The organism is Paraburkholderia sediminicola, assembly GCF_046026855.1.
Classification (GTDB): Bacteria; Pseudomonadota; Gammaproteobacteria; order Burkholderiales; family Burkholderiaceae; genus Paraburkholderia; species Paraburkholderia sediminicola_A.
Genome location: NZ_JAQQET010000041.1, coordinates 26,486 through 50,526 on the forward strand (window position 1 = coordinate 26,486; position 24,041 = coordinate 50,526).

At 62.3% G+C, this 24,041-nt stretch carries 21 protein-coding genes and 1 pseudogene; 10 read left to right on the plus strand and 12 right to left on the minus strand.

Translation table 11 applies throughout. The features are described 5' to 3' along the window. Positions 1-61 precede the first annotated feature (61 nt). Positions 62-1,015, plus strand: a complete 954-nt coding sequence (gene tal, locus PQR40_RS33290) for a transaldolase (protein WP_408213746.1) — start codon at positions 62-64, stop codon at positions 1,013-1,015. Between the two features lie 266 nt (positions 1,016-1,281). Next, on the plus strand, positions 1,282-1,701 hold the full coding sequence (locus PQR40_RS33295; RefSeq protein WP_408239982.1) for a VOC family protein: 420 nt from the start codon (positions 1,282-1,284) through the stop codon (positions 1,699-1,701). A gap of 142 nt (positions 1,702-1,843) precedes the next feature. Here the strand turns inward: PQR40_RS33295 and PQR40_RS33300 are convergent, their stop codons facing one another. The 6 genes from PQR40_RS33300 to PQR40_RS33325 form a co-directional block, all read right to left on the minus strand. Then, positions 1,844-2,968: an FUSC family protein gene (locus tag PQR40_RS33300; protein WP_408239979.1), complete on the minus strand. Its 1,125-nt coding sequence runs from the start codon at positions 2,966-2,968 to the stop codon at positions 1,844-1,846. A gap of 124 nt (positions 2,969-3,092) precedes the next feature. After that, positions 3,093-4,643 (minus strand): monocarboxylate uptake permease MctP, encoded by a 1,551-nt coding sequence (gene mctP / locus PQR40_RS33305; RefSeq protein WP_408389985.1) that lies wholly within the window; start codon positions 4,641-4,643, stop codon positions 3,093-3,095. Then, on the minus strand, positions 4,643-4,882 hold the full coding sequence (locus PQR40_RS33310; protein WP_408239973.1) for a DUF3311 domain-containing protein: 240 nt from the start codon (positions 4,880-4,882) through the stop codon (positions 4,643-4,645). Before PQR40_RS33310 ends, mctP begins: the two co-directional genes overlap by 1 nt. A gap of 510 nt (positions 4,883-5,392) precedes the next feature. After that, on the minus strand, positions 5,393-6,313 hold the full coding sequence (locus PQR40_RS33315; RefSeq protein ID WP_408510726.1) for a class I SAM-dependent methyltransferase: 921 nt from the start codon (positions 6,311-6,313) through the stop codon (positions 5,393-5,395). Beyond that, positions 6,310-6,783 carry a DNA-deoxyinosine glycosylase gene (locus PQR40_RS33320; RefSeq protein WP_408510727.1) on the minus strand — a complete coding sequence of 158 codons (474 nt, stop codon included), beginning with the start codon at positions 6,781-6,783 and terminating at the stop codon, positions 6,310-6,312. Before PQR40_RS33320 ends, PQR40_RS33315 begins: the two co-directional genes overlap by 4 nt. Next, on the minus strand, positions 6,783-7,541 hold the full coding sequence (locus PQR40_RS33325) for a chorismate--pyruvate lyase family protein (RefSeq protein ID WP_408510728.1): 759 nt from the start codon (positions 7,539-7,541) through the stop codon (positions 6,783-6,785). The genes PQR40_RS33320 and PQR40_RS33325 overlap by 1 nt, the downstream gene beginning before the upstream one ends. A 245-nt stretch (positions 7,542-7,786) precedes the next feature. Between PQR40_RS33325 and PQR40_RS33330 the strand changes: the two genes are divergently transcribed. Next, positions 7,787-8,293, plus strand: a complete 507-nt coding sequence (locus PQR40_RS33330; protein WP_408239961.1) for an OmpA family protein — start codon at positions 7,787-7,789, stop codon at positions 8,291-8,293. Positions 8,294-8,354: 61 nt separating this feature from the next. Here the strand turns inward: PQR40_RS33330 and PQR40_RS33335 are convergent. From PQR40_RS33335 to PQR40_RS33345, 3 genes and pseudogenes are all read right to left on the minus strand, one after another. Continuing rightward, a pseudogene (locus tag PQR40_RS33335) lies at positions 8,355-8,681 on the minus strand (hypothetical protein); the annotation flags it as partial. Continuing rightward, on the minus strand, positions 8,681-9,109 hold the full coding sequence (locus PQR40_RS33340) for a tetratricopeptide repeat protein (RefSeq protein WP_408239958.1): 429 nt from the start codon (positions 9,107-9,109) through the stop codon (positions 8,681-8,683). The gene PQR40_RS33340 and the pseudogene PQR40_RS33335, both read right to left, overlap by 1 nt. 53 nt (positions 9,110-9,162) lie before the next feature. Continuing rightward, on the minus strand, positions 9,163-10,971 hold the full coding sequence (locus PQR40_RS33345) for a hypothetical protein (protein ID WP_408510729.1): 1,809 nt from the start codon (positions 10,969-10,971) through the stop codon (positions 9,163-9,165). Positions 10,972-11,241: 270 nt separating this feature from the next. Between PQR40_RS33345 and PQR40_RS33350 the strand changes: the two genes are divergently transcribed. Beyond that, positions 11,242-11,517 (plus strand): hypothetical protein, encoded by a 276-nt coding sequence (locus PQR40_RS33350; RefSeq protein WP_408239952.1) that lies wholly within the window; start codon positions 11,242-11,244, stop codon positions 11,515-11,517. Positions 11,518-11,673: 156 nt separating this feature from the next. Here the strand turns inward: PQR40_RS33350 and htpG are convergent, their stop codons facing one another. Together htpG and PQR40_RS33360 are read right to left on the minus strand one after the other, a co-directional pair. Then, the gene (gene htpG / locus PQR40_RS33355; protein WP_408239949.1) at positions 11,674-13,572 is read right to left on the minus strand and encodes a molecular chaperone HtpG; all 1,899 of its coding nucleotides are present in this window, start codon (positions 13,570-13,572) and stop codon (positions 11,674-11,676) included. A 77-nt stretch (positions 13,573-13,649) separates the two neighbouring features. Next, entirely contained in the window at positions 13,650-15,104 is a 1,455-nt protein-coding gene (locus tag PQR40_RS33360) for an aminotransferase-like domain-containing protein (protein WP_408239946.1), read from the minus strand. Positions 15,105-15,382: 278 nt separating this feature from the next. Between PQR40_RS33360 and PQR40_RS33365 the strand changes: the two genes are divergently transcribed. From PQR40_RS33365 to PQR40_RS33390, 6 genes are all read left to right on the plus strand, one after another. Further along, positions 15,383-16,072: a VOC family protein gene (locus PQR40_RS33365; RefSeq protein ID WP_408510730.1), complete on the plus strand. Its 690-nt coding sequence runs from the start codon at positions 15,383-15,385 to the stop codon at positions 16,070-16,072. Between the two features lie 74 nt (positions 16,073-16,146). Continuing rightward, the gene (locus PQR40_RS33370; protein WP_408510731.1) at positions 16,147-17,343 is read left to right on the plus strand and encodes an aminotransferase-like domain-containing protein; all 1,197 of its coding nucleotides are present in this window, start codon (positions 16,147-16,149) and stop codon (positions 17,341-17,343) included. A 54-nt stretch (positions 17,344-17,397) separates the two neighbouring features. Beyond that, on the plus strand, positions 17,398-17,862 hold the full coding sequence (locus tag PQR40_RS33375; RefSeq protein ID WP_408510732.1) for a RidA family protein: 465 nt from the start codon (positions 17,398-17,400) through the stop codon (positions 17,860-17,862). 181 nt (positions 17,863-18,043) lie between these two features. After that, on the plus strand, positions 18,044-18,952 hold the full coding sequence (locus tag PQR40_RS33380) for a PhzF family protein (RefSeq protein ID WP_408389977.1): 909 nt from the start codon (positions 18,044-18,046) through the stop codon (positions 18,950-18,952). Positions 18,953-19,420: 468 nt separating this feature from the next. Then, positions 19,421-21,775 carry a bifunctional diguanylate cyclase/phosphodiesterase gene (locus tag PQR40_RS33385; protein ID WP_408239931.1) on the plus strand — a complete coding sequence of 785 codons (2,355 nt, stop codon included), beginning with the start codon at positions 19,421-19,423 and terminating at the stop codon, positions 21,773-21,775. A 218-nt stretch (positions 21,776-21,993) separates the two neighbouring features. Beyond that, positions 21,994-23,202: a chromate transporter gene (locus PQR40_RS33390; RefSeq protein ID WP_408239928.1), complete on the plus strand. Its 1,209-nt coding sequence runs from the start codon at positions 21,994-21,996 to the stop codon at positions 23,200-23,202. A 101-nt stretch (positions 23,203-23,303) separates the two neighbouring features. Here PQR40_RS33390 and PQR40_RS33395 read toward each other — a convergent pair whose 3' ends face one another. After that, entirely contained in the window at positions 23,304-23,762 is a 459-nt protein-coding gene (locus PQR40_RS33395; RefSeq protein ID WP_120347719.1) for a CopD family protein, read from the minus strand. Positions 23,763-24,041: the final 279 nt, after the last annotated feature.

Consider the following 24,041-nt stretch of genomic DNA (forward strand, 5'->3'; position numbering starts at 1 on the left):
CGTCCGGCGGCGATCTCATTTCTCCTGAACCACGGCGCACGCGCGCCATGAAGGCTCGAACATGACAACCGCACTCGACCAACTCAAGCAATACACCACCGTCGTGGCCGATACCGGCGACTTCCAGCAGCTTGCCCAGTACAAGCCGCAGGACGCGACCACCAATCCGTCGCTGATTCTGAAGGCTGTCCAGAAAGACGACTACAAACCGCTGCTCGAAAAGACCGTGAAAGCGCACGCGTCGAAACCGGTCGGCGCGGTCATCGACCAGTTGCTGATCGCGTTCGGCACCGAAATCCTCAAGATCATCCCGGGTCGTGTGTCGACCGAAGTGGACGCGCGCCTGTCGTTCGACACCGAAGCGTCGATCGCCAAGGGCCGTGAGTTGATCGCCCTGTACAAAGACCACGGCATCGGCCGTGAACGCGTGCTGATCAAGCTGGCCTCCACATGGGAAGGCGTCCGGGCGGCTGAAGTGCTGCAGAAGGAAGGCATCCACTGCAACATGACGCTGCTGTTTTCGCTCGCACAGGCCGCCGCCTGTGCCGAAGCGGGCGCGCAACTGATTTCGCCGTTCGTCGGCCGCATCTACGACTGGTACAAGAAGAACGCCGGTAGCGCGTGGGACGAAGCGAAAGACGGCGGCGCCAATGATCCGGGCGTCAAATCGGTGCGCCGCATTTACGCGTACTACAAGAAATTCGGCTACAAGACCGAGGTGATGGGCGCGAGCTTCCGCACCCCGGGCCAGGTTCTGGAACTGGCCGGCTGCGATCTGCTGACCATCAGTCCGGATCTGCTGCAAAAGCTTCAGGAGAGCACGGAGAAGGTCGAGCGCAAGCTGTCGCCTGAATTGGGCAAGGATGCGGACATCGAACGCGTGCCGGTCGACGAATCGTCGTTCCGTTTCCTCGTCAACGACGAAGCCATGGCGACCGAAAAGCTTGCTGAAGGCATCCGCGCGTTCGCCGCAGACGCCGTCAAGCTGGAAAAGCTGATCGAAGCGCTGCGTTAAAGCCCGCGGCCGTATAGCTTAAACACGCGGTCAAGCATGCGGCCCTGAACCTTTCCGGTTCAGGGCCGCATGCCGTTTACCCCGGCGAGTTGGAGGCGCCCTGCGCCGCAGCGCCCGTCGCCCGTCGCCCGTCGCCCGTCGCCCGTCGCCGACACAATGTCACAATCGCTGCTCCAACAGACGACTACAATCGTCTGCACGCCCGCTCCCTCGCCGCCATTTGCCGAAGGAGCGCGGCGCCGCTGACCCTATTCCGGGAGACGATCATGTACGTTCAGCCTTATGTATTTTTCAACGGCCGCTGTGAAGAAGCGCTCAAGTACTACACCGAGAAGCTTGGCGCCGAGGTGTTGCTCCTGATGCGCTACAAGGACGCGCCGCCCAACCCCGACCCGGAGAACCAGCCGCGGCCCGGTCTGGAAGAAAAGATCATGCACGCCACGATCAAGCTCGGCTCGACTAACTGGATGGCTTCCGACGGCCACTGCGATCCCCAGGCTACCTTCAGCGGCTTCAGCCTCTCCCTGACGGCAGACAACGCCGAATTGGGCGAAAAATATTTCAACGCGCTGGCCGACGGCGGTTCGGTAACGATGCCGTGGCAAGCCACCTTCTGGAGCAAGGGCTTCGGGATGGTGGTAGACCGCTTCGGTCTCGCGTGGATGGTGACGCTGCCGGATGCCTGAGCGCGTCATGCACGGCGGCGGCGTCGGTTGCGGCCGCGGTGGTTTGCCGACACGGCCGCCATCACCATGCAGCAGCCGTGCAGTATGTAGCCACGGCCTGTCTCAGCCCGCCACGCCGGGCGACTCGACCAACGCGTGAAAGCTAAGCCTTCAGCAAAGTACGCGAATGCCGCTCGATGTTCCAGTTCGACTCGGTCTCCAGCAGCAACGTGCGCAGCCGGTCCACCTGTTCAGCAAGCCGCTGCCCGAGCCAATACGGCCCTTGCAAGTCGGGCGGCAATTCAAGCGCCGCGCCGGTACGCGCCGGTGCGAGCGGCGACGCGGCCGGAATGCCAAAATGCGTCGCGCGGCCAAAGCGCAGGCCGCGCGCCATCGCCAGCAGAATGCCGCGCACGGCGTGCACCTCGACGCCGCACTCCCGTGCATACGCCGCGCGCGCCGCGGCATCGGCGCGCATCAGCGGGCCGGTCGCCAGCAATTCCAGCGAACTGAGGACCGAGCGATGCAACCGCTGGATCTCTTCGAGCTTGGCCTGCGGCACGTCGATCTCTTTCGCCACCGAAGGCATTAGCGAGCGCAACTGAACCAGCCGCTGGTTGATCCCGAGGAAGCGTTTGACCTGTTCGTCCTCGCTGATCGCCTCCCCGTCCAGCAAACGGGTGTAGATCTGCGCGCAGGCGCGCAGATTGGCGGCGAGCCCGTAACGCCACGAATAAGTTGCGTGCAGCGGCAACGCGAACGAAAAAGCCAGCGCGATCACAATGCCGATCAGCACGTTCAGCGTGCGCCATAGACCGACGTCGATCAGATTGTCGCCATGACCCGCGACGATGCACATCGTGATCGCCGTCAGCAGACCGATATACCCCGACGATCCGATAGCGAACCACGCACAGATCGCCGCGACGATCGACATCAACACATAGGTGAGCGGTAGCGATCCGGTCAGATTCTGCGTCAGGATGAGCAGCAGTCCGATCGCCGCGCCGAGCAGTGTCCCTGCCGCCCGGTCCGCGGCCTTCTTGCGGATATTGCCGTGATGCTGCAAGCCGCCGATCACCACCAGCAAGGTCACCGACGACCAGATACCGTGAGGAATGTTGATACCGGTGGTCGCGAGAATCGACACCAGCATCGCGACGCCCACGCGCAGGCTATGCAGCACCTTCGCGTGGCGATAGCGGTAGTACGGCGACGTGATCGTGCGCACCATGCGGCTAATGGCCGAGCGGCGGGCAATCACAGTGTGGGAATCGGCGGGTGCCATGGCTGCTCGACGGACGCTCTGAAGGACAGTTCCGCTATCGTGCCCTGGAGTACCCCAGAAAGACAAACGCCCGCAAATTTTTGTCTGCGGGCGTTGCTTTTTCAGGCGAGATGGAACGGCTGACTTAGCCTTCGACCACATCCAGATAGTCTTCCGGACGGGTGCGGTCCTCGGCGCGCTGCATGCCGAACATCCGCACCAGCAGGCTGACTACCACCGACACCACCAGGTTGACGATCAGCGACCACACCGCCGCATAGCCCGGAATGGCCATGCCAAACAGATGGATGGTGAAAATCGAACCCGCCAGCTTCAGCGAAATCGCCATCCATGTGCCGGTTGCGATGCCGACCGCCCAGCCGATCAGCAGGCCGCGGTAATCGAGCACACGCGTGTACAGACCCAGCACGATGGCCGGCAGTGTCTGGATGATCCAGATGCCGCCCAGCAGTTGCAACTGGATCGCATACGTCAACGGCAAACCGAGAATGAACGCGACCGCGCCGACCTTGACGATCAGCGACACCAGCTTCGCGACATTGGTCTCCTGCTCGTTCGTCATGTTGCGATTGACGAACTCCTTGTGGATGTTGCGCGTGTACAGGTTCGCTGCCGCAATCGACATGATCGCCGCCGGCACCAGCGCGCCGATGCCGATCGCCGCGAACGCCACGCCGACGAACCACGACGGGAAGAAGTGCAGGAACAGCGCCGGCACCGCGAAGTTCGGGCCGAACGCCTTGAAGTACGGCGCGAATTCCGGCATGTCCTTCACGCCCGAAGCCAGTGCCATGAAGCCCAGCAGCGCGAGCAGGCCGAGCACCAGCGAGTAAGCCGGCAGCATCGCCATGTTGCGGCGGATCGTGTTACCCGACTTCGACGACAGCACCGCGGTGATCGAGTGCGGGTACAGGAACAGCGCGAGCGCCGAGCCGACCGCAAGCGTCGCGTACGCGCTGTAGCCGTTCAGGCTCGACACGTCCGGCGCCTTCAGCAACAGCTTGGCAGGCGGCACCACGCTGAAGATATGGCCGAAGCCGCCCAATTGCGGCGGGATCACGATGATCGCGGCAAAGATCACGATATAGATCAGCACGTCCTTGACGACCGCGATCATGGCCGGCGCGCGCAGGCCCGACGTGTACGTGTAAGCCGCGAGGATCGCAAACGCGATGATCAGCGGCAGATCGCCGACGAAGCCCTTGGTGTCGAAACCCAGCGCGCCGATCACCACTTCGATACCGACCAGTTGCAGCGCGATGTACGGCATCGTCGCGACAATGCCGGTCACGGCGATCGCCAGTGCCAGCATGCGGCTGCCGTAGCGTGCGGAGACGAAGTCAGCCGATGTCACGTAGCCCTGACGTTTGGCGATGCTCCACAGTTTCGGGAACACGACGAACGCGAACGGATAGATCAGGATCGTGTAAGGCAGCGCGAAGAAACCCGTTGCGCCCGCACCGAACACCAGCGCCGGTACGGCGATGAAGGTGTAGGCGGTGTACAGGTCGCCGCCCAGCAGGAACCACGTGACGACGGTGCCGAAGCGACGGCCGCCGAGGCCCCACTCTTCCAGATGGGCCAGATCGCCTTTGCGCCAGTGGGCCGCGATAAAGCCGAGAATGGTGACGCCGATGAAAAACAGGACGAAGACGAAAGTTGCGGTGGCGTTCATTATTGTGCGCCCCCTTGCGAGCTGCCCGTCGAGCGGGTCTTGGTCTTGAAGTACACGAGCGCCGTGATGATCGCGCTAATCAGCACCCACAGGAGCTGATACCAGTAGAAGAACGGGAAATCGAACAACTGAGGCTCGACTTTGTTATATGACGGCACCCAGATCATTGCGATCCAGGGCAACAGCAGCAACCAGAGCCAGTGCTTACTGGTTTTGTTCGCGTTGGCGTCGTGAGCCATGGCGTCTCCTCTTCCCTATTATTGAAATGTTGGCCCGTGTGTGGACGAGTGGTGGATGCCCCGTCGCAGGTAGGCCACGGGCACCCCGAAAGCTTCGAAAGAGTATAGGACCCGAGAACGTCCGGTCAAGCAGGGACGACCCGAGGCGCAAATGTGCTGCTGGGGCGCGCGGGGCGGCGGTTTAGCAGAGATGAGGATGAACGCGGAGGGCTGGGTCGCCGATGGGTGACATGCGTGCTGGGTATCAAGGGAATCGAACCCGCAGCGCAATGTACTGGGGAACCGTCGCATGAGCGCAACGGGAAATGCGAAGCCTTGGAGAGCGTGGGGCAAGAGGAGCCCCAGTTGCATACACATATATATGTGCTCCGGCTGCTTTGGTCCGGCCGGTTCGGCAGCCCGGCTGCTTCGCGTCGCCCGGGTTCAGGGCGGACCGGCCAGAGGCAAGCCGGACCTGCCCGGGTTGAACCTGAGCCGAACCAGCCTCAACCGGCCCGACCCATTCTCACATCAGACCGAGAAGGCGCTGCCGTTCTGCCCGGTCGATTCCTGCAGCCCCTTGATCCACTTGCGCGCCGGCAAACCGAGTTCCGCTTCGATCAGCTTCGCACGCGCTTGCAGCGTCGTGAACGGCACGTCGAGCGCCGGGCCCGAGAAGGCGATCGCGATGCGGTTGCCATCATGCACTTCCGGCAGCGCGACCACGCGGCCGTCGAAGGCTTCGTTAAGACGCTTCATGTTGCGCACGAAGCTCGGATGATCGCCGAACAGGTTCACCGTCACCACGCCCGCGTCGGTCAGACACGCGCGCACCGCACGATAGAAGCCGACGCTGTCGAGCACCGGACCACGCGCGGTGGCGTCGTAGACGTCGATCTGCAACGCGCCGATCGTGCCGTGGTTGGCGCGCTCGTTGACGAAATCCCATGCGTCCATTTCGTGCACGGTCAGACGTGCGTCATCGTGCGGCAGTTCGAACATCGTGCGCGCAGCCACCACGACCGCCGGGTTCAACTCGACCGCTTCGACTTTTGCGCGCGTCAGAAAGCGGTATGCAAACTTGGTCAATGCTGCTGCGCCGAGACCGAGCTGGACGATACGCTTGGGCGTTTCGAGGAACAGCAGCCAGGCCATCATCTGCTGCGCGTATTCGAGTTCGATGTGATCCGGCTTGCGCAGACGCATCGCACCTTGCACCCATTCCGTGCCGAAGTGCAGGAAGCGCACGCCGCCCTCTTCCGAGAACGTGACCGGTGCGAAACGCGGCTTGCGCGGCGTTTCGATTTGCGGTGCGTCGTGCAGGTCGTCGTGCAGTGCGCGCTTTTTGTTGCGCATTACTTTGTTCTTGTTCAGCGTGCTGTCGCCCGCGTCGGCGTCTTTGTTGCGGAACGCACGTGCTTCAGCCGAGGCGCGCTTGATCAATTTCGTCATGTAAGGATGTCGCGCCAGAGACGCAATTTTTGGTCGAACGTGAGCATAGCATTCGCCGGACTCGACGAAGGCAATACGAGGGTGACGTAGCCGGCTTCGCCGATCACCGGCGCAAAGCGGCCCGCCGTCTTGCCGTTGAAGCAGACTTTGGCAAGCTTCGGCGCGTGGGCGCGCAGCGAAGCAAAATCGTTGGGGCTGGCGTTGCGGATCGCGGCGTCGAGACTGCCCTCGCGCTCGCATGCGGCGAGCACGTCCCACACGCCGATGCCGTGCGATAGCAAATGCCTGAGCCGCTCTTCGTAGCCAAGTTCGGCAAGCGGTTCGTCGAGCACAGTGCCGAGCAAGCGCCAGAACTGATTACGCGGATGCGCGTAATACTGCGTGGCCGCAAGCGAGGCTTCGCCGGGAAAGCTGCCGAGGATCAGCGTATGCGTATCCGCCGCGACGACGGGAGGAAAGCCGCGCAGCATCAGCGCTTCACCTTGTTGTCGGATGCCGGCGCGTGCCCGGATTCATGCGTGCCCCGCTCGCGTTCGGAAAGATGTTCCTGCTCCGCACGCGGCATGCCATGGGCGCGCGACGCCGTATGCTCGAGCGGCCGGCCATGTTCCCGCATATGAGTACGTTGCGGCGCGTGCGCGGCCGTCGCGTGTGCAGACGGTGCGCACGCCGAAGACGCCAGATGTGCCCACAGTGCGGGCAACATGCATTCGGTCACCATCAACGGCGCACCGTGGCGCTCGAACACCGAGCGGCGTGCGACCAGCGCATGCGGCCGCAGCTCGTCTATCTCGCGCGCGGCCAGCCGGTACAACGGATGACGTGCCGTCAACCTGCGGCTCACCAACGAAGAACGTGCGACGCTGCTATCACTGTAGAGCAGCTCGGCGAGCGGCCGCGTGCGCAGCCGGCGCGTGGCTTGCCATACACCGGTGCTCGCCGCGAGTGGCGCGATGCTGTGCGCCGCGACGAACGGGACGCCGTCCACCGATAACACCACTTCCCGAACCCACACCGGCGCGCGTGGCGCAAGGCCGAGCGCGGCGTGCTCGTCGGCCCACGGCAGCGCAACGGCTTCGCACGTCACACGCACCACGACCTCGCCGAGCGTGCGCAGATGCGCGGTCAGCGATCCTCCGCGGGTCAACCAGTCTTTCTGGGCGGCGCTGAAGCCGGGTAAGGGCGCGACGCGCCAGTGGGCGTCGGCGGCATCGAAACGGATAGGCATGGTGTCGGATTATAACGGCGACGCCGTCAGACGCTTGCCAGCGCCTCACCCCTCCCTCCGTCAGGAAGTTCGGTTAGCAATCACCCAGATGCTGGACCACCTTAAACACATGACCGATTTCGGATAGATCCGATTCTCCTCGGCCTATGACGCGCGATACAACCTTCGTGCTTGACGAAGTCGGCGGTCCGCCCACGATTGAAGGGCGCGCCATGTGATCGGATATTGAAGGAGAAAGAAGAAACATGAGAACTTTCCTGGGCGCAACTGCTTGCACGGTGTCTGTCCTGCTGATGGCTGGTTGCACAGCCCCGCTGAACCGCGATACTGAAACATCGCTAAACAAGGCAGTCGGCATTGAGGTGACGCCGGTCGCCAACGGAGTTTCAGTCAGGCTGCCCGAATCCGCGTTGTTCGAATTCGGCAAATCCGAAGTGCGCGGCGACGCGGTCGCAGTGATCAACCGTTCCGCTGTGCTGCTCAATCGCAGCAAGAAGCCCGTATTGGTCGAGGGATATACGGACAACATCGGCACGCTCGACTATAACCAGCAGCTTTCGGAAGCGCGCGCCACTGCAGTGGGTTACGCGCTGGTGGCGCGCGGGGTAGCGTTGAACCGCATCCGCACGAAGGGCTATGCGTACAACAATCCCGTGGCGAGCAACGATACACCCGAAGGGCGCACGCTCAACCGCCGCACCGAGATCGTCGTGCGTGGTGAGACGATGGATACGTTGATGGGACGGAAGTAGGCGTTGGCCGCTGCAGATCTTTCCTAGACGGGAATTCGGGGGCGCTTTCGGCGCGCCCGATTCAGGCAGCCACGTATTCTCGCAGTGCATTCGCCACGTCATCCAGCACCGCTTCCCATCGACCAAGCTCCCGCTGCCTGAATAGCCGCGCGGACGGATACCACGGGCTATCGTGGCGCTCGCTCATCCAGCGCCAATCCGTGCAGGTGGGCAACAGGACCCAGACCGGTGCGGCACACGCCCCGGCTAGGTGCGCAACCGCGGTGTCGACCGTAATCACCAGATCGAGCGTTTGGACAATCGCCAAAGTATCGGAAAAACTGTTGATTTCCGGTCCGAGCACGTGCATGTCGATATCCGTGGACAACGCTGCCGCTCCATTTTGCGCTAGTGAGTCCGCGCTTCGGCGAGGCGGCCGGAGAGCTTCAGACAATCGGCCAGATTCCGATGCAAGCTCGCGGTGCTGCCAGCCAGCGTAAGCGCGCGATAATAAAACGCTTCAGCGGCGGTCCGGTCGCCCTGCATCGCGGCAAGCAAGCCTCGGTGCTCCCAGATGTCCGTGCGCTCGGGGGCGGCGGTCAGCGCCTGATCCAGATAATGTCGGGCACGTTCGGGTTGATCCACGCGAAAGCAGGCTAGCCCCATCCGATGAAGCGCGTGAGCGTTTTGCGGTTGTTGGTCCAGCAGCCGCTGATACTCGAGCATCGCTTCGTGTGTTTGCCCTGCTGCGAAGTAGACATCGGCCCGAGCGGACAGCGTATCGAGGTTTGCCATGTCGGTCGACAGGTGGTCAAGTGAGCGGTTTGGGTCGTGCATTGATCTTGATGGGCAACTACTTACGTTCGAAAGGACGTTTTTTTCAACTGGATCTACGCGGGAAAAGGTGCCATCGCCTTCAGGCGGTTCACCACGCGCTCAATCACCGGCGTCCACTCGCCCGGGGCCGGCTGCCTAAACAACTCAAGGGAGTCATACCAGGGCTGCGCCTCCTCATTGCCCCATGACCAGTGCGACACATGATCCAGCATTGCCAGCACCGGGCGCCCCAATGCGCCGGCTAAATGCAATGGCGCGCTGTCGATGGTCAGCAGTGCGTCGAGCGCCGTGAGGTGCGCGGCAACGTCGTCGAAACCGGACTCGTAATGTCCCGTCAGATCGTGAACGCGATAGCCGTGCTCCGTCAACGCCGCTACGTCCGCACTACGGCCTGGCGTCAGCGGATGGAATACAACGCCGGGTAGCGTCAGCACCGGAGCCAACGCCGCAAGGGGAATCGACCGTTTCGCGTCGCGCCGATGAGTCGGACTGCCGGACCACACGAGCCCGATATGCAGCGCTGCATTCTCCGCACATGCGCTCACCCGCTCACGCCATGCCGCCACGTTGTCTGCATCCGCCTGCAGATACGGCGTGCCACTTACCTGATCGGGCAACAGTCCCAGCTTATGCGGCATGGTCATCATCGGCAAAACGAAGTCTGCCTTGCAGCCAATGCCGTCTTCGATCGCGACACAGTCGGCGTAAAAACGTCTCAACAAGCCCAGTAACGGACGACGCACTGCCAGCACCAGGCGGCCACCTTCATCGCGCACGCGCGCCGCCAGCGCCGGGACGAATCGAACCATGTGGATGTCATCGCCGTTGCCCTGTTCGCTGTGCACGACCAGCGTCTTGCCGGCAAGCGGCTCACCTTGCCAGCGCGGTCCCAACATCCCCATGACAGTCACGACGTTATTCGGCTCGCGATCGTCACGTGTAAGCCGCGCCTCGAAGTGCGGCCATGCGCTCGACCAGTCGCCGCGTCGCAACTCGAGGTCAGCTAGGTCGACGGCCGCCTGTGCTGCTGAAGGATCGATAACAAGCGCTGCATGTAGCGCTGCTTCGCTGTCGTCAAAACGTGCCTGTTCGGCGAGATACATGCCAATCGCAGCCAGCACCGCTGCATGACCCGGTGCGGCGAGATCGACAGCACGCATGGTGGCCTCTGCCGCAGCCGCGTCGTTGCGCTGCCATTGCGCATGGCTCAGTTGCCAGGCCATCTCGGCATCAACCGGATTACGTGCGAGCATCTCGCGACAAACGCGTTCGACCGTGGACCAATCACGGATCTCCCGGAACGCCAGCGTGAGTTGCAATGGCAACGCGGGATGAATCGCCGGATCAAGTGCGTGGGCCCGCAACAATGCCGCGCGACGCTCAGCTCGCGCGTCCGCATCCGCGTCCGGCAGCGAGCCTAGCGAAAGCGCCAGCCACCACGGCGCGCGCGCATCGTGCGGCGCGTGCCGTTCATAGGCGCGCAACATGTGCACCGCCGCCGAATGGGCGCCGCAGCGGTCAATCAGCCAGACAATCCATTCGACCGTCGCAGCCGAGGGCTGCGCGATTACCGCCAACTCGCTGTTGCGCTGCGCGAGCTCGACGCGGCCGAGCGCGTCGGCGAAGAGCGCCACCTGGGCATGACGCACTCCGTTCATAACAGCTTGCGCTTGCGATGCACTGTGATACGCCTCCGCGAAGCGCCCCACGCTCGCACACAAGTCTGCATGCAGCTGCGGCGTGACACCCTCCGCAATGAGTTCGCGGGCTCGTCGCTCGGCGGCGTCGAAGCCTTGCTCGCGCAAAATCGACCACAGCAGACACACAGGATCGGCAGGTTTCACCAAGGTGGAATCGGACATAAGAATACAGAGAGGTTGTCGCGCGCAGGAACGCGCAATCGCAGAAATAAGACTCGGTGAATAAATGGCTTAAAGATTGCAAATAATCCTTTGAGCATCCGAATTTCGATCGCGCGAGCATAAGATAAATGCACGCTTTCATATCCTATAAATCAATCTCAATTTAGTTTTGTTGAGTATATTTGATTAGTTAACCATAATTATTTTCCGGTCGATATATAGCGACACGCCAGATCGTCCGGATCAACAACAAACGAAAAGGAGTAGCGATTGAATACTACAAACTCGAAAGAAACTTCTGATCGCGTCGCACATCTGGCCGCAGTCGTTTTGCGGCGCCCAGGCGCCTTGTATCAGGAAAAGGAATTAGCCGGTTCTGCGCTCGCGCAACACCACACGTCTAAACAAACCAGCACAGCGATCGGCAGTCTCGCGGCGAAAGTACTGGCCGACCATCATTCCTGCATCGAGGCTAAGGAACTAGCCGGCTCCGTGCTTTCTCAAGTGCGTCATTTGCACGGGCAAGCGTCCGCATCCGCACACTAAAACCTTACCGCGGCTCATCCAGGTCTCTGCGCAAAACCTTCACCGTGCAGTCGGAAAATAAGGCGCAGGGCAAAAAAAATGCGCTGCCGAAGCAGCGCATTTTTCAACCACAAGCGTCAAAGCGACGCCGATCCAGGCTCAACTTAAACCCGAAACTCAACCCGCACGCGCCAACAACAGCGCGTTGGTGCGTTTCACGAAACTAGCCGGATCCTCCAGCGCACCACCTTCAGCGAGCAACGCCTGATCGAACAGCAGATGGCACCAGTCGTCGAAATTCGCAGCGTCCGCATGCAAGCCCTTCACCAGCGCATGTTCCGGATTCACTTCGAGAATCGGATGGAACGACGGCGCTTCCTGACCCGCGGCCTTCAGCATACGTTGCAGATAGCCGCTCATTTCGCCATCGTCCGCCACGAGGCAGGACGGCGAGTCGGTCAGGCGGAACGTCAAGCGCACGTCCTTGGCCTTGTCCTTCAGCGCTTCTTTCATCTTGTCGACGAGCGGCTTGAACTCTTCACCGACCTTCTCCTGCGCCTGCTTTTCTTCGTCATTCAGCGCACCCAGATCGAGATCGCCGCGCGCGACGCTTTGCAGCGGCTTGCCGTCGAATTCGTTCAGGAACGACAGCATCCATTCATCGACGCGATCGGTCAGCAGCAGCACTTCCACGCCCTTCTTGCGAAACACTTCAAGATGCGGGCTGTGGGTCGCGGCCTGCCAGGTGTCGGCGGTCACGTAGTAGATCTTCGTTTGCTCGGGCTTCATCCGCGAGACATAGTCGGCGAGCGACACGGTCTGCTCGGGCGATTCCGTATGCGTGGACGCAAAGCGCACCAGCTTCGCGATGCGCTCGCGATTGGCGAAGTCTTCGCCGATGCCTTCCTTCAGCACCTGACCGAATTCCTTCCAGAAGCCGGCATACTTTTCCTTATCGGCATCGTTCTCCGAATTCGCCAATTCTTCGAGCATCGACAGCGAACGCTTGGTCACGCCTTCGCGGATCGCCTTCACATCGCGGCTTTCCTGCAGGATTTCGCGCGACACGTTCAACGGCAAATCAGCCGAATCGACCACCCCCTTCACGAACCGCAAATACGCCGGCAGCAGTTGTTCGGCGTCGTCCATGATGAACACGCGCTTCACGTACAGCTTCAGGCCGCCGCGATGATCGCGGTTGAACATGTCGAACGGCGCATGCGTGGGCACGTACAGCAGTTGCGTGTATTCGCTGCGGCCTTCGACGCGGTTATGCGTCCACGTCAGCGGATCCTGATGATCGTGCGAGAGGTGCTGGTAGAACTGCTTGTACTGCTCTTCGGTGATGTCGTTCTTCGAACGGGTCCACAGCGCGCTCGCCTGGTTGACGGTCTCGTCCTCGTCCTTCGTGACCATCTCGCTCTTTTCCGCGTCCCACTCTTCCTTCGCCATCAGGATCGGCAGCGCGACGTGGTCCGAGTACTTCTGAATGATCGATTTCAGACGATGCGACGACAGCAGCTCGTCTTCATCGGCACGCAGATGCAATGTGATGGTCGTGCCGCGCGCGGCGCGTTCGATCTGCTCCACCGCGAAATCGCCCTCGCCCGCGCTTTCCCAGCGGACGCCTTCCGAGGCCGGCAAACCGGCACGGCGCGTTTCGACCGAGATCTTGTCCGCGACGATGAAGCCCGAATAGAAGCCCACGCCGAACTGCCCGATCAGCGCCGCGTCTTTCTGCTGGTCGCCGGAGAGCTTGCCGAAGAATTCCTTGGTGCCCGAGCGCGCGATCGTGCCGAGATTGGCGATCGCTTCGTCACGGCTCATGCCGATGCCGTTGTCGTCGAGCGTGATGGTGCGCGCGGCCTTGTCGTACGACACGCGAATCCGTAGATTCGGATCGTTTTCGTACAACGCGCTGTTTTCGATCGCTTCGAAGCGCAGCTTGTCGGCCGCGTCGGACGCGTTCGAAATCAGCTCGCGCAGGAAGATTTCCTTGTTGCTGTACAGCGAATGGATCATCAGGTGCAGAAGTTGTTTAACTTCTGCCTGAAAGCTCATGGTTTCTTGTGCCATGGTCGGACTTCCTCTCTGTTACGAATACGAATGGGGTTAAACATTGCCCGCGTAATTGGGGACGCGCCCGCACAGTTTCAAGAGGCGCGCCGCGCAACGCTGTCCAGATAGCGGCACAGGAACGTCGACAGTTCGGGATCGCCGCAGTTGGCGATATTGAAGCGCATCCACGTGGTCGGCGACTGTAACGGGGAAAACAGACTCCCGGGCGTCAGCAGGAAGCCGTCTTCGTGGCCGGCGGCCGCGAGCGCGCTCGCATCGACGCCCGTGTCGGCCCACAGGAACATGCCCGCCGTAGGCGTCAGAAACAGCTTCATGCCGGTCTTCTCGAGCATCCGCACGGACTTTTCGCGCACGCCGTCGAGCCGCGCGCGCACCCGCTCGACGTGCCGGCGGTAATGGCCCTCAGTGAGAATCTTGTAGAGCACGCGCTCGTTCAATTCGGGGCTCGTCATGCCGACCAGCATTTTCTGATCGCTGACGGCCGTGGCCACTTCCGGCGCGCAGGCGATAAAACCCACGCGCAGATTCGGCGCGAGCGTCTTCGAAAAACTGCCCAGGTAGATCACGCGCTTCAACTGGTCGAGGCTCGCGAGCCGCGTGCCCGGATAGCTCGGCGGGCACAGGTCGCCGTAAATATCGTCTTCGACGAGAATGAAATCGTAGGCCTCGGCGAGACGCAGAATGCGGAACGCCTGGGCGGCCGTAAGCGAGGTGCCGGTAGGATTCTGCAGCACCGAATTGATCACCAGCATTTTCGGCCGCCAGGTCTCCACGAGCGATTCGAGCGCGTCGAGGTCCGGCCCATCCGGCGTGTACGGCATACCGACCAGCCGCGCACCCTGCGACGCGAAACGCCCGAACATCTGAAACCAGGCCGGATCGCCGACGATCACCGCATCGCCCGGCTTCACGTAAATCCGCGAAATCAGGTCGATCGCCTGGGTGACACCGGAAACCATCACGATCTGATCCGGCGAGGCGCCGATTTCCAGCTCTTCGAGCCGCGTCTGCAACTGCTGGCGCAACGGCAAAAAACCCTGTGGCGTGCCGATGCCAAGCATCTGCGCCCCGCTTTGCCGGCCCAGCGTGCGCAGCGCGTTGGTGATCAGATCGCCGTCGAGCCAGCGCCCCGGCAGGTAGCCCAAGCCCGGGCTGCGCTCGGGGCGCGCGCCCGTATGCAGCATATTGCGCAGCAGCCAGACGACGTCGATTGTGGCGGGCGCGGGCGCCGCCGCGGCGATCGTACGGATCTCAGCCGTAGGCGCACCGCCCAAGCGTTCACGCACATAGAAGCCGGAACCGCGCCGCGACTCCAGATAGCCCTGCGCCACCAGTCGCTCGTACGCCTCGACCACGGTGAAGCGCGACACGCCCTTGTCGAGCGCGAGCTTACGGATCGACGGCATCCGCATGCCGGGACGGAACACGCGCTCCTCGATGCGGCGGCGCGCCCACTGGACGAGCTGCTCAACCAGCGTCAGCGACGTCGTATCGTGCGGGGTGGGAATCTGCGCAAGCGGGACTGACATAACGGGCTCCAACTGTACCGAACGGTATCGAATCGATTGTACCGTTACTGTGCCGGTCACCGCCGTTACATTTAAGGCTGCATTTAAGATAAGCAACGGATGACAAAGCGGCGCGGGCGCCGTGCGCTGCATACGCGCGGCCCCGGGCAAGACCCGCCCGAACGCCATCCGCGTGGCCCGCCGACCCGGCAAACGGTTATGCTTACGACCCCGGCAACGCTGCTGCCGCACCCGGCACGCGTTCCGGCTTACCGCAGAAACCGTTTTCCTGATCCGCCATGACCGCCCATTCGCTCCGTCTCGATCACCTCGTGATTTCAGCCCGTACCCTCGACGAGGGCACGCAGTACGTCGCCGACACGCTCGGCGTCGCACCGGCGGGCGGCGGCGCGCATCCGCTGATGCGCACGCACAATCGCCTGCTGAACCTGTGGGGCGGTGTGTATCTGGAGGTGATCGCGATCGACCCGCAGGCCGCGGAACCCGCGGAAGCTGCCGCGCCCCATGCCCGCCTGTTCGCGCTCGACGACCCGGCGACGCAGGCGCGGCTCGAAAAAGGGCCGTATCTATCGCATTGGGTCGCCCGAGTCGACCGCCCGAAGCGGCTTGCGGCATGGCAAACGCAGTATCCGCAGCGCATCGCGCCGATCGTGCCGATGACGCGCGGCGATTTCACGTGGGGCCTGTCGGTATCTGACGACGGTGCGTTCCCAACGTGGCAAGGCGCCGGCGACGGCGTGCTGCCGTCGCTGATCCAGTGGGACACGCCGCGACATCCGTCGGCGGCCCTGCCGGAAACGGACATCGTGCTGAAAGCTTTGAAAGCAGCACATCCGCAAACCGACCCGATCGCAGCGCAATTGCACTGGCTGGGCGCGGCACACCTGATCGCACTCGAGCCCACGGAAGGCGCGGCAGTGCTTGTCGCCGAGTTTGAAACACCCGATGGTCTACGGACCCTTAAATAAGCAGCGCGCCGGGTCGCCGACTCGCGCGATAATTGAAGTTTTGACCGGTTCCAGAGATACCAGCAGAGGAGACCATGGACCAAAGCGACTTGAAAGCCCCCACGTGGCAACTGTCCGAACGCGCACGCAAGCTCACGAGCTCGGCGATTCGCGAGATCCTGAAGGTCACGGAACGGCCCGAAGTCATTTCGTTCGCGGGCGGCCTGCCCTCGCCGGCGACCTTCCCGGCCGAACGCATGCGCGAAGCATCCGACCGCATTCTGCGCGACGCGCCCGCGGCGGCTTTGCAGTACAGCGCGACGGAAGGCTACCTGCCGCTGCGCGAATGGATCGCCCAACGCTACTCGGTGAACGGCGCGCAGATTCGCCCTTCGCAGGTACTGATCACCACCGGCTCGCAGCAAGCGCTCGACCTGCTCGGTAAAGTGCTGGTGTGCCCCGACAGCCCCGTGCTGGTTGAAACGCCGACCTATCTCGGCGCGCTGCAATCGTTCTCAATGTACGAACCGAGCTACGTGCAGGTGCCGACCGACGAGCACGGCCTGATTCCCGAGGCGCTCACGCCCAAGCTGACGGCCGGCGCGCGCCTCCTGTACGCGCAACCGAATTTCCAGAATCCGACGGGCCGCCGCTTGCCGATCGAACGCCGCCGTGCACTGGCCGCGTTTGCGAAGACCGCACCGTTCCCGGTAATCGAAGACGACCCCTACGGTGCGCTCGACTACGCCGGTGAGCCGCTGCCGACCATGCTGTCGATGGCGCCGGATCACATCGTCCATCTCGGTTCGTTCTCGAAAGTGCTGGCGCCGGGCCTGCGGGTCGGCTACATCATTGCGCCCGAAGAGTTGATCTTCAAGCTCGTGCAGGCCAAACAAGCCACCGATCTGCACACGCCGAGCTTCACGCAACGCATCGTGTACGAAGTGATCAAGGACGGCTTCCTCGATACGCACGTGCCGACCATTCGCGAACTGTACCGCGATCAATGCGCAGCGATGCTCGCCTCGCTCGAACGCTACATGCCGGAAGGCGTAAGCTGGAACCGTCCGGAAGGCGGCATGTTCGTGTGGGTGACGCTGCCTGCACAGATCGACAGCATGAAGCTGCTCGAAGAAGCCGTCGCGCAGAATGTCGCGTTCGTGCCGGGCGCTCCGTTCTTCGCGAGCGAAGCCCAGCACAACACGCTGCGTCTGTCGTTCGTCACGGTGCCGCCGGCCAAGATCGACGAAGGCGTGTCGCGTCTCGCGGCGCTGATCCGCGCGAAGGTCTAATCTACCTCGACCCCACCCGCGCCACCGAATTCCACTACTGACCAAGGACACACCATGGCTCAAACGAATGTGTATGACAAGCTTAAGGAACTGGGCATCGAACTGCCGAGCGCAGGCGCGCCCGCAGCCGCCTATGTGATGAGCGCGCAAAGCGGCAATACGGTGTACCTGTCCGGTCACATCGCGAAGAAAGACGGCAAGGTGTGGGTCGGCAAGCTCGGCGCCACGCTCACCACTGAAGAAGGCAAGGTCGCCGCGCGCTCCATCGCAATCGACCTGCTCGCCACGCTGCACGCACATGTGGGCGACCTGAACCGCGTCACGCGCATCGTCAAGCTGATGAGCCTTGTCAACTCGACGTTCGAGTTCACCGAGCAGCACCTGGTGACCAACGGCGCGTCCGAACTGGTCGCTGACGTGTTCGGTGAGCGCGGCAAGCATGCGCGTTCGGCGTTCGGCGTGGCGCAGATTCCGCTCGGCGCATGCGTCGAAATCGAGATGATCGCCGAAGTCGAATAACGCGCGCCGGCAGATTCGGCGGCCGTTCGCCGAAGCCTGTCGTCCCAAGCGTACTGAACGCGTCGCGAGGTGTCTGCCACCTGCGGCGCGTTTTGCATTTGTGGCGAGGTGGATCGTTCCTTTGTCACCAGATAGAATCCGCGAATCCCACCCATCTGCCTGATTCGCCGGACCTTGCCCGATGCTTCCCAACACCGTTCGTTTTAAACAAGTCGACGTATTCACGTCCGTGCCGTTCAAAGGCAATCCGCTTGCTGTCGTGTTCGACGCCGACACACTCGATGCGGATCAGATGCAGGCCATCGCGCACTGGACCAATCTGTCCGAAACGACCTTCCTGCTGAAACCGACTGACCCAGCCGCCGACTATCGCGTGCGTATCTTCACGACGCATGGCGAATTACCGTTCGCCGGCCATCCGACACTCGGCACCGCGCATGCGTTGCTCGAAAGCGGGTACCACCCTAAGCAGGCCGGTAAGCTGCTGCAACAATGCGGCGTGGGTCTCATTGAATTGCAAGCGCTGACTGAATCTGGATCGACCCACAAGGTGCACAGCGGATGGGCTTTCGCCGCGCCGCCCGCGCGCATCACGCCGCTTCCCCAAGATCAGTACGCAGCACTGGCTACGGCTTTGCGTAGCGACGCGATCGATTTCGGCGCAGCGCCCTGCGCGGTCGACAATGGTGCGCCATGGCTCGTGGTGCGCATCAATTCAGCGCGCGACTGCCTCGCGCTCGAACCCGATGCCGTTGCGCTCGCCGACATCGTGCATTCGGTGGATACCCATGGTCTCGCTGTCTACGGCCCGCACGATGCTGACGGTCCGGCCACCTTCGAGGTGCGCTGCCTGATGGCGGGCGGCCGCTTCGGCGTCGGCGAAGACCCGGTAACGGGCAGCGCGAACGCCGCGCTCGCGGGTCTCCTGAGCGCCCAGCAGTTGCGCCCCGGCTCACACTACACGGCTCGCCAGGGCACTGTGCTGGGCCGTGCCGGCGATGTTTCGGTGCATTACGACGACGCAGCCGGCAAGACGTGGATCGGAGGACCATCAGTGACGGTCGTCGACGGCACGTTCCGGCTGCCATGAATGGCGCGGCTTCGATTGCCGGCCAGCGACCGCCGACTGGCAGCGAAATGCCGCCCTTATCTCGCCGCTTCCGGCCACTCTTGACCACAAAACGCCGCGTCGTTTGCACGATTAATGCGCCATGCATGACACGAGGCCTGGCACACCTGAATTCCGGATCCCGATGAAATACTCGAATACGACTGCCAGGCCACGGCCCCACGGCTGGCCGCGCCGGCTGCGAATTCAGACAGCGGGGACGGCCTGTCGCGCCCGCGTATACCCGATGCGAGGACGCTTCCTTAATCCAGTGGCATTAAGTAATATCGAAACGTACCCGATGACCTCCGGATGGTCAGGCACGACGCCACACTCCCGCCCCCTGCGCAGCAGTTCCGGCACCTTGGTCACCATGCAGCCACCCATGAAATTAGCGCAGTCAATGCTCGCGCAGTTGCAACTGGCCGGCACCAGGGAACGGGCTACCCGATGAGCCAGTTCCGCTTCTCCGACCAGCGCGAAGCCAAACCCCGCCGCGATCCCGCCGTGTCGCGCCGCCGTGCCTTGCTCGTCATCCCGGCGCTCGGCGTGCTGGTGCTGATCCTGCTTTGGACCGTGATCTTCGCGCGTCTGTCGGTTGAGAAAGAAGCTACGAATCGTGAAGCCATGGCGTCTGCCGCGATTCTCTCCGCGGCGCTGGAGCAGCACACGGTCAAGGCGATTCACCAGGTCGACCAGATCACCCGCTTCGTCAAATACGAATTCGAGAAAACGCCGAATCATTTCGATCTCGCCAGCACGGTGGAAAAAGGCGTAGTGCAAAGCGATACGCTGGTGCAGGTGTCGCTGATCGACGAACACGGCAAGCTGATCGCGAACACGGCCGAGCTCAATCCCAAACACATCGACCTGTCGGACCGCGAACACTTTAAGGTTCACGAACACGAAAACGACGACCAGTTGTATATCAGCAAGCCGGTGCTCGGCCGAATATCCGGCCACTGGACCTTGCAGATGACCCGGCGTCTGAATCATCCCGACGGCTCGTTCGCAGGCGTCGTGGTGGTCTCCGAAGACCCGAGCTATTTCACCAGTGACTTCTACAACAACGCGGCCATTGGCCGTGAAGGCGTGATCGCAGTGATTTCGGACAACGGCACCGTGTTGGCACGCCGCACCGGCAGCGCTGACAGCGCCAACGGCTCATTCTCGGCGAGCGGCTCGTATCCGACTTCGGAACATGTGTCGGGCACCTACGTCGATTCGATCGACAACGTTACGCGCATCGTCTCGTACCGGCATATCGACGGCTATCCGCTCGGCGTACTGGTCGGCCTGTCGCAAGCCGAAGAATTCGCCGACTACAACCACACGCGCAACGTCTATCTGCTGATGGCGGGCTTCATCTCGCTCGCGATGCTAAGCTTCTTCGCAGTGGCCACCGGTTTGATCGGCAAACTGCTCGGACGCGAGCGCGAAATGACGCATCTGGTCGAGTACGATCTGCTGACCGGATTGCGCAATCGCTACGCGACGCTGCAAACACTGCGGCATGACGTGGCACAGCCTGCCAATCTCGGGCGCCTTGCAATTCTCTTCATCGACCTCGACAATTTCAAGACCGTCAACGACACGCTAGGCCACAACGCCGGCGACATCGTGCTGCAAATGACGGCTTCCCGCCTCGCCACCGCGGTCGGCGACGGTGGCGCGTTGAGCCGCATCGGCGGCGACGAGTTCGTCGTGGTAATCAAGGGCGAAGACGTCGAGAAGCGTGCCGTCACACTCGCCGAAGCGGCGGCCGAAGCCTTCGCCAAGCCTTTCGAAGTGCGCGGCAGTTCGTTCGTGCTGCATGCGAGCATCGGCATCGCGCTGTACTCGGTCGCCAACGAGAGCGAGATCGACCTGCTGAAGAAAGCCGACCTCGCCATGTACAGCGCGAAGGACGCAGGCAAGAACTGCTACCAGTTCTATTCGCCGCAGTTGTCGCACCGCGCGGATCATTTGATGAAGTGGGAACAGCAACTGCGCGTCGCGCTTGCCGAAGGCCAACTGTTTCTCGCCTATCAGCCGAAGATCGATCTGACGCGCCGCTGCATCACCGGATTCGAGGCGCTGGTGCGCTGGAACCATCCGCAGCACGGCTTGATTCCGGCGAACGAATTCATTCCGGTCGCCGAGTCGACCGGCCTGATCGTGCCCATCGGTGACTTCGTGATCGAAACCGCGTGCCGCCAACTGGCGTTGTGGCAGCAACAGGGCTACGACACGCTGTCGCTCGCGGTGAACATCTCCGCAGTGCAGTTCTGGCGCGGGGATCTGTACGAAACCATCTCGCATGCCATCGAGGAAAGTGGCATCTCCGCGCGCCGCCTCGAACTGGAAATCACCGAGACGGCGATGATGGAATACCCCGAACTCGTCTCGGAGAAGATCTTCGCGCTGAAGCGCCTGGGCGTGCGCATTGCGCTCGACGACTTCGGCACGGGCTATTCGTCGCTCTCGTACCTGAACCGCTTCTCGGTCGACACGCTGAAGGTCGACCGTTCGTTCATCCAGGCGATTCCTGGCGACCGCAGCGTCTGCGTGATGGTCACCGCGATCGTCAATCTGGCGCGTTCGCTCGGGCTCACGGTGGTGGTCGAAGGCACCGAGACTGAAGAACAGATTGCATGGCTTGCGGCGCTCGGCCATATCGAGGCGCAGGGTTTCCTGTTTTCGCGTCCGGTGCCGGTCGACGCGATTCCGGCACTGCTCGAACGCTTCGGCGTATGCGGCATGAAGGGTCACCGCCCCGTGCAGGAAACCGACAGCACCAGCAGCGTGTCCAGCACCAATAGCTGAACACGGTCCGACGGTGGCGCGCTTGTGCGCTACAAGCGCGCCGCATACAGTCTCCGGGCGTATCGGCGACGCTTCGCGCTTATCCAACCGCAGCACTGCAAAACCGGCTACATTCACGCTGTACTGCGTCACAGCGCGATGCCGGCTGCCGGCCACGCAACACCACACAACGATGATCCCAAAGGGCGGGCCGCCGGTGCACCGGGGTCCGCGGCGCCATGCAGACGATCACGAGCCAGGATGCCGCCAGACGAGGCGAGCGAGAACCGCTATGGACCCTGTTCCGGGTCGTGTTCGGCCTGTCGGCACTGTCGTGGGGCGGCCTCGCGCTGATGGCGCAACTTGAAAACCACTATGTAGAACGCGAGGGACGGCTCTCGCGCGTCGCATTTTCAGATCTGATTGCGCTTGCCTGGATGGTGCCCGGACCGGTGGGCTGCAATGTCGCCGTGCAACTCGGACATGCGCTGCGCGGACGCGCCGGTGCCTGGGTCGCGGGCATCGCAAGCGTGCTGCCCTTTTTCACGCTGATGACGCTGTTCGCGATCTTCTATCGTACGCCGCTCGTGCGCGCCGCCGCTTCCCAGACCCTGCTCAATCACTTCAGCGTAGTGCTGGCTACGCTGATCGCGATCACCTGGTACAAACAGACGCGCGCGCTGGTGCGCGGCAAGCTCGAATGGATCGCGGCGATACTGGGTTGCGTGGCGCTCTTCTATGCACGCAGCCCCGCGGCCTACGTAGTGATGCTCGGCTCGGCTTTCGGCGCAGGCTGGCTGGTCAGCCCGGTTCGCAATACGCGGGTCGTTGTGTCGATCGGTCGCGGCGACTGGCAATTGCTGGGCGGCCTGTGCGTGTTACTGGTGTTGTTTGCGCTGCCGCTGCCGCATCGTTACGAACTGGCGCTGCTGTGGCCGCGGCTGGCCGGCGCGGGCATGACTTTGTTCGGCGGTGGCTTCTCGGCGTTACCCGTGCTCAAGACGCTGTTCGTGACACCGGCGATCGGCATATCGGATAACGACTTCACCTTGGCGTTTTCGCTGTCACCGCTGTCGCCCGGGCCGCTCTTGAACGTGGTGCCGTTCTTCGGCTATCTGGTGGATGGCTGGGCCGGCGCGCTGATTGCTACGCTCGCGCTTTTTGTACCGTCGGGTTGCCTGGTGGTGCTGGCGCAGCGGCATCTGCATCAGTTGAAGGCCAATCCGCGTTTCGAGCACGGTATGCGGATTTTGCGCGCAGTCACCACCGCATTTCTGGCGGTGGCCGTGCTGCGTATTGCCGGGCATGTGCCACTCAAACCCGTGTACCTGGTGACCGCGCTGTTCTCCGGCATGTGCTTCGCCAAGCTCAAGACGCCGGTGTATGTGGTGTACGGAACGGTGGCGATCGTGTGTGGGCTGTGGCTCGCCTACGGCGCCGTGCCATAGGCGGTATCGTGGCCCGCGCTTGATGGCCGGGCTTCATACGCATTTCACACGCACTTCATACCTTCAGAGCCGCCATTCACGGCCCGCTGTAGAACCGGGCGTCAGAACCCGCGCGACAGCACCGCTACGCCGATCGTCACCACGCCAAGCACGATATTGATCAGCACCAGGCGCCGGATCGTGCCGACTGCCTGCGCGCCATCCGGCCATTTCTGCGCCTGGACAGCACGGCGAATGCGCGGGAACACGGCGAAACGAATGTGCCCGAAGATCAGCATCATCACGATGCCGAGGCCCGCCATGGCATGCAAGGGCCACGTGGCATGACCGCCGCCGAATTGCATCAGCAAAAATCCGCCGGTCAGGAGAATCACCAGCACTGCAGCAGCGACCCAATTGAAGAAGCGCCCGAACACCGATTCCCACAAGGGCAGGCGCAGTTGCGGCGAAAGATCGGCAATTGCCGGCCGCAGACAGAAATGCGCGAATATCATCCCACCAACCCACACCGCGACCGCGAGCAGATGTAGAAACAGCGCGAGTTCGATAGCTTTGTTCATTTTGTTTTCCTCTCCCGACGACGCCACACCGCTTATTACGAATGATATTAGCAGCGGCTATTGAGCGCATTCGACCGCGCGCTATGCGTGCAGTTCCATGTACTAACGTCGTCTTAACATTCTTTGTAGTTATTATTGCAGCGCACCCCATGTCGCAACGCAGCTGCACCCCGTTTTTTGTGACGCACGACGCGCGCTTCATCTGCGAATGACGCGCGCGCCGTGTTGCTACGCTTTCCTGCTTCAAACTGATTCCGACAGCGTTCTTATGGCGTTCTT

Bases quoted from the DNA above. Each gene is read 5' to 3' on its own strand.
- PQR40_RS33370 (WP_408510731.1), top strand. From the start codon at position 16,147: ATGGACCAAAGCGACTTGAAAGCCCCCACGTGGCAACTGTCCGAACGC.
- PQR40_RS33330 (WP_408239961.1), top strand. From the start codon at position 7,787: ATGAGAACTTTCCTGGGCGCAACTGCTTGCACGGTGTCTGTCCTGCTG.
- tal (WP_408213746.1), top strand. From the start codon at position 62: ATGACAACCGCACTCGACCAACTCAAGCAATACACCACCGTCGTGGCC.
- PQR40_RS33315 (WP_408510726.1), bottom strand. From the start codon at position 6,313: ATGACGAAATTGATCAAGCGCGCCTCGGCTGAAGCACGTGCGTTCCGC.
- PQR40_RS33345 (WP_408510729.1), bottom strand. From the start codon at position 10,971: ATGTCCGATTCCACCTTGGTGAAACCTGCCGATCCTGTGTGTCTGCTG.
- PQR40_RS33390 (WP_408239928.1), top strand. From the start codon at position 21,994: ATGCAGACGATCACGAGCCAGGATGCCGCCAGACGAGGCGAGCGAGAA.
- PQR40_RS33385 (WP_408239931.1), top strand. From the start codon at position 19,421: ATGAGCCAGTTCCGCTTCTCCGACCAGCGCGAAGCCAAACCCCGCCGC.
- PQR40_RS33325 (WP_408510728.1), bottom strand. From the start codon at position 7,541: ATGCCTATCCGTTTCGATGCCGCCGACGCCCACTGGCGCGTCGCGCCC.
- PQR40_RS33300 (WP_408239979.1), bottom strand. From the start codon at position 2,968: ATGGCACCCGCCGATTCCCACACTGTGATTGCCCGCCGCTCGGCCATT.
- PQR40_RS33375 (WP_408510732.1), top strand. From the start codon at position 17,398: ATGGCTCAAACGAATGTGTATGACAAGCTTAAGGAACTGGGCATCGAA.
- PQR40_RS33340 (WP_408239958.1), bottom strand. From the start codon at position 9,109: ATGCACGACCCAAACCGCTCACTTGACCACCTGTCGACCGACATGGCA.
- PQR40_RS33310 (WP_408239973.1), bottom strand. From the start codon at position 4,882: ATGGCTCACGACGCCAACGCGAACAAAACCAGTAAGCACTGGCTCTGG.
- htpG (WP_408239949.1), bottom strand. From the start codon at position 13,572: ATGGCACAAGAAACCATGAGCTTTCAGGCAGAAGTTAAACAACTTCTG.
- PQR40_RS33395 (WP_120347719.1), bottom strand. From the start codon at position 23,762: ATGAACAAAGCTATCGAACTCGCGCTGTTTCTACATCTGCTCGCGGTC.
- PQR40_RS33360 (WP_408239946.1), bottom strand. From the start codon at position 15,104: ATGTCAGTCCCGCTTGCGCAGATTCCCACCCCGCACGATACGACGTCG.
- PQR40_RS33365 (WP_408510730.1), top strand. From the start codon at position 15,383: ATGACCGCCCATTCGCTCCGTCTCGATCACCTCGTGATTTCAGCCCGT.
- PQR40_RS33295 (WP_408239982.1), top strand. From the start codon at position 1,282: ATGTACGTTCAGCCTTATGTATTTTTCAACGGCCGCTGTGAAGAAGCG.
- PQR40_RS33320 (WP_408510727.1), bottom strand. From the start codon at position 6,783: ATGCTGCGCGGCTTTCCTCCCGTCGTCGCGGCGGATACGCATACGCTG.
- mctP (WP_408389985.1), bottom strand. From the start codon at position 4,643: ATGAACGCCACCGCAACTTTCGTCTTCGTCCTGTTTTTCATCGGCGTC.
- PQR40_RS33380 (WP_408389977.1), top strand. From the start codon at position 18,044: ATGCTTCCCAACACCGTTCGTTTTAAACAAGTCGACGTATTCACGTCC.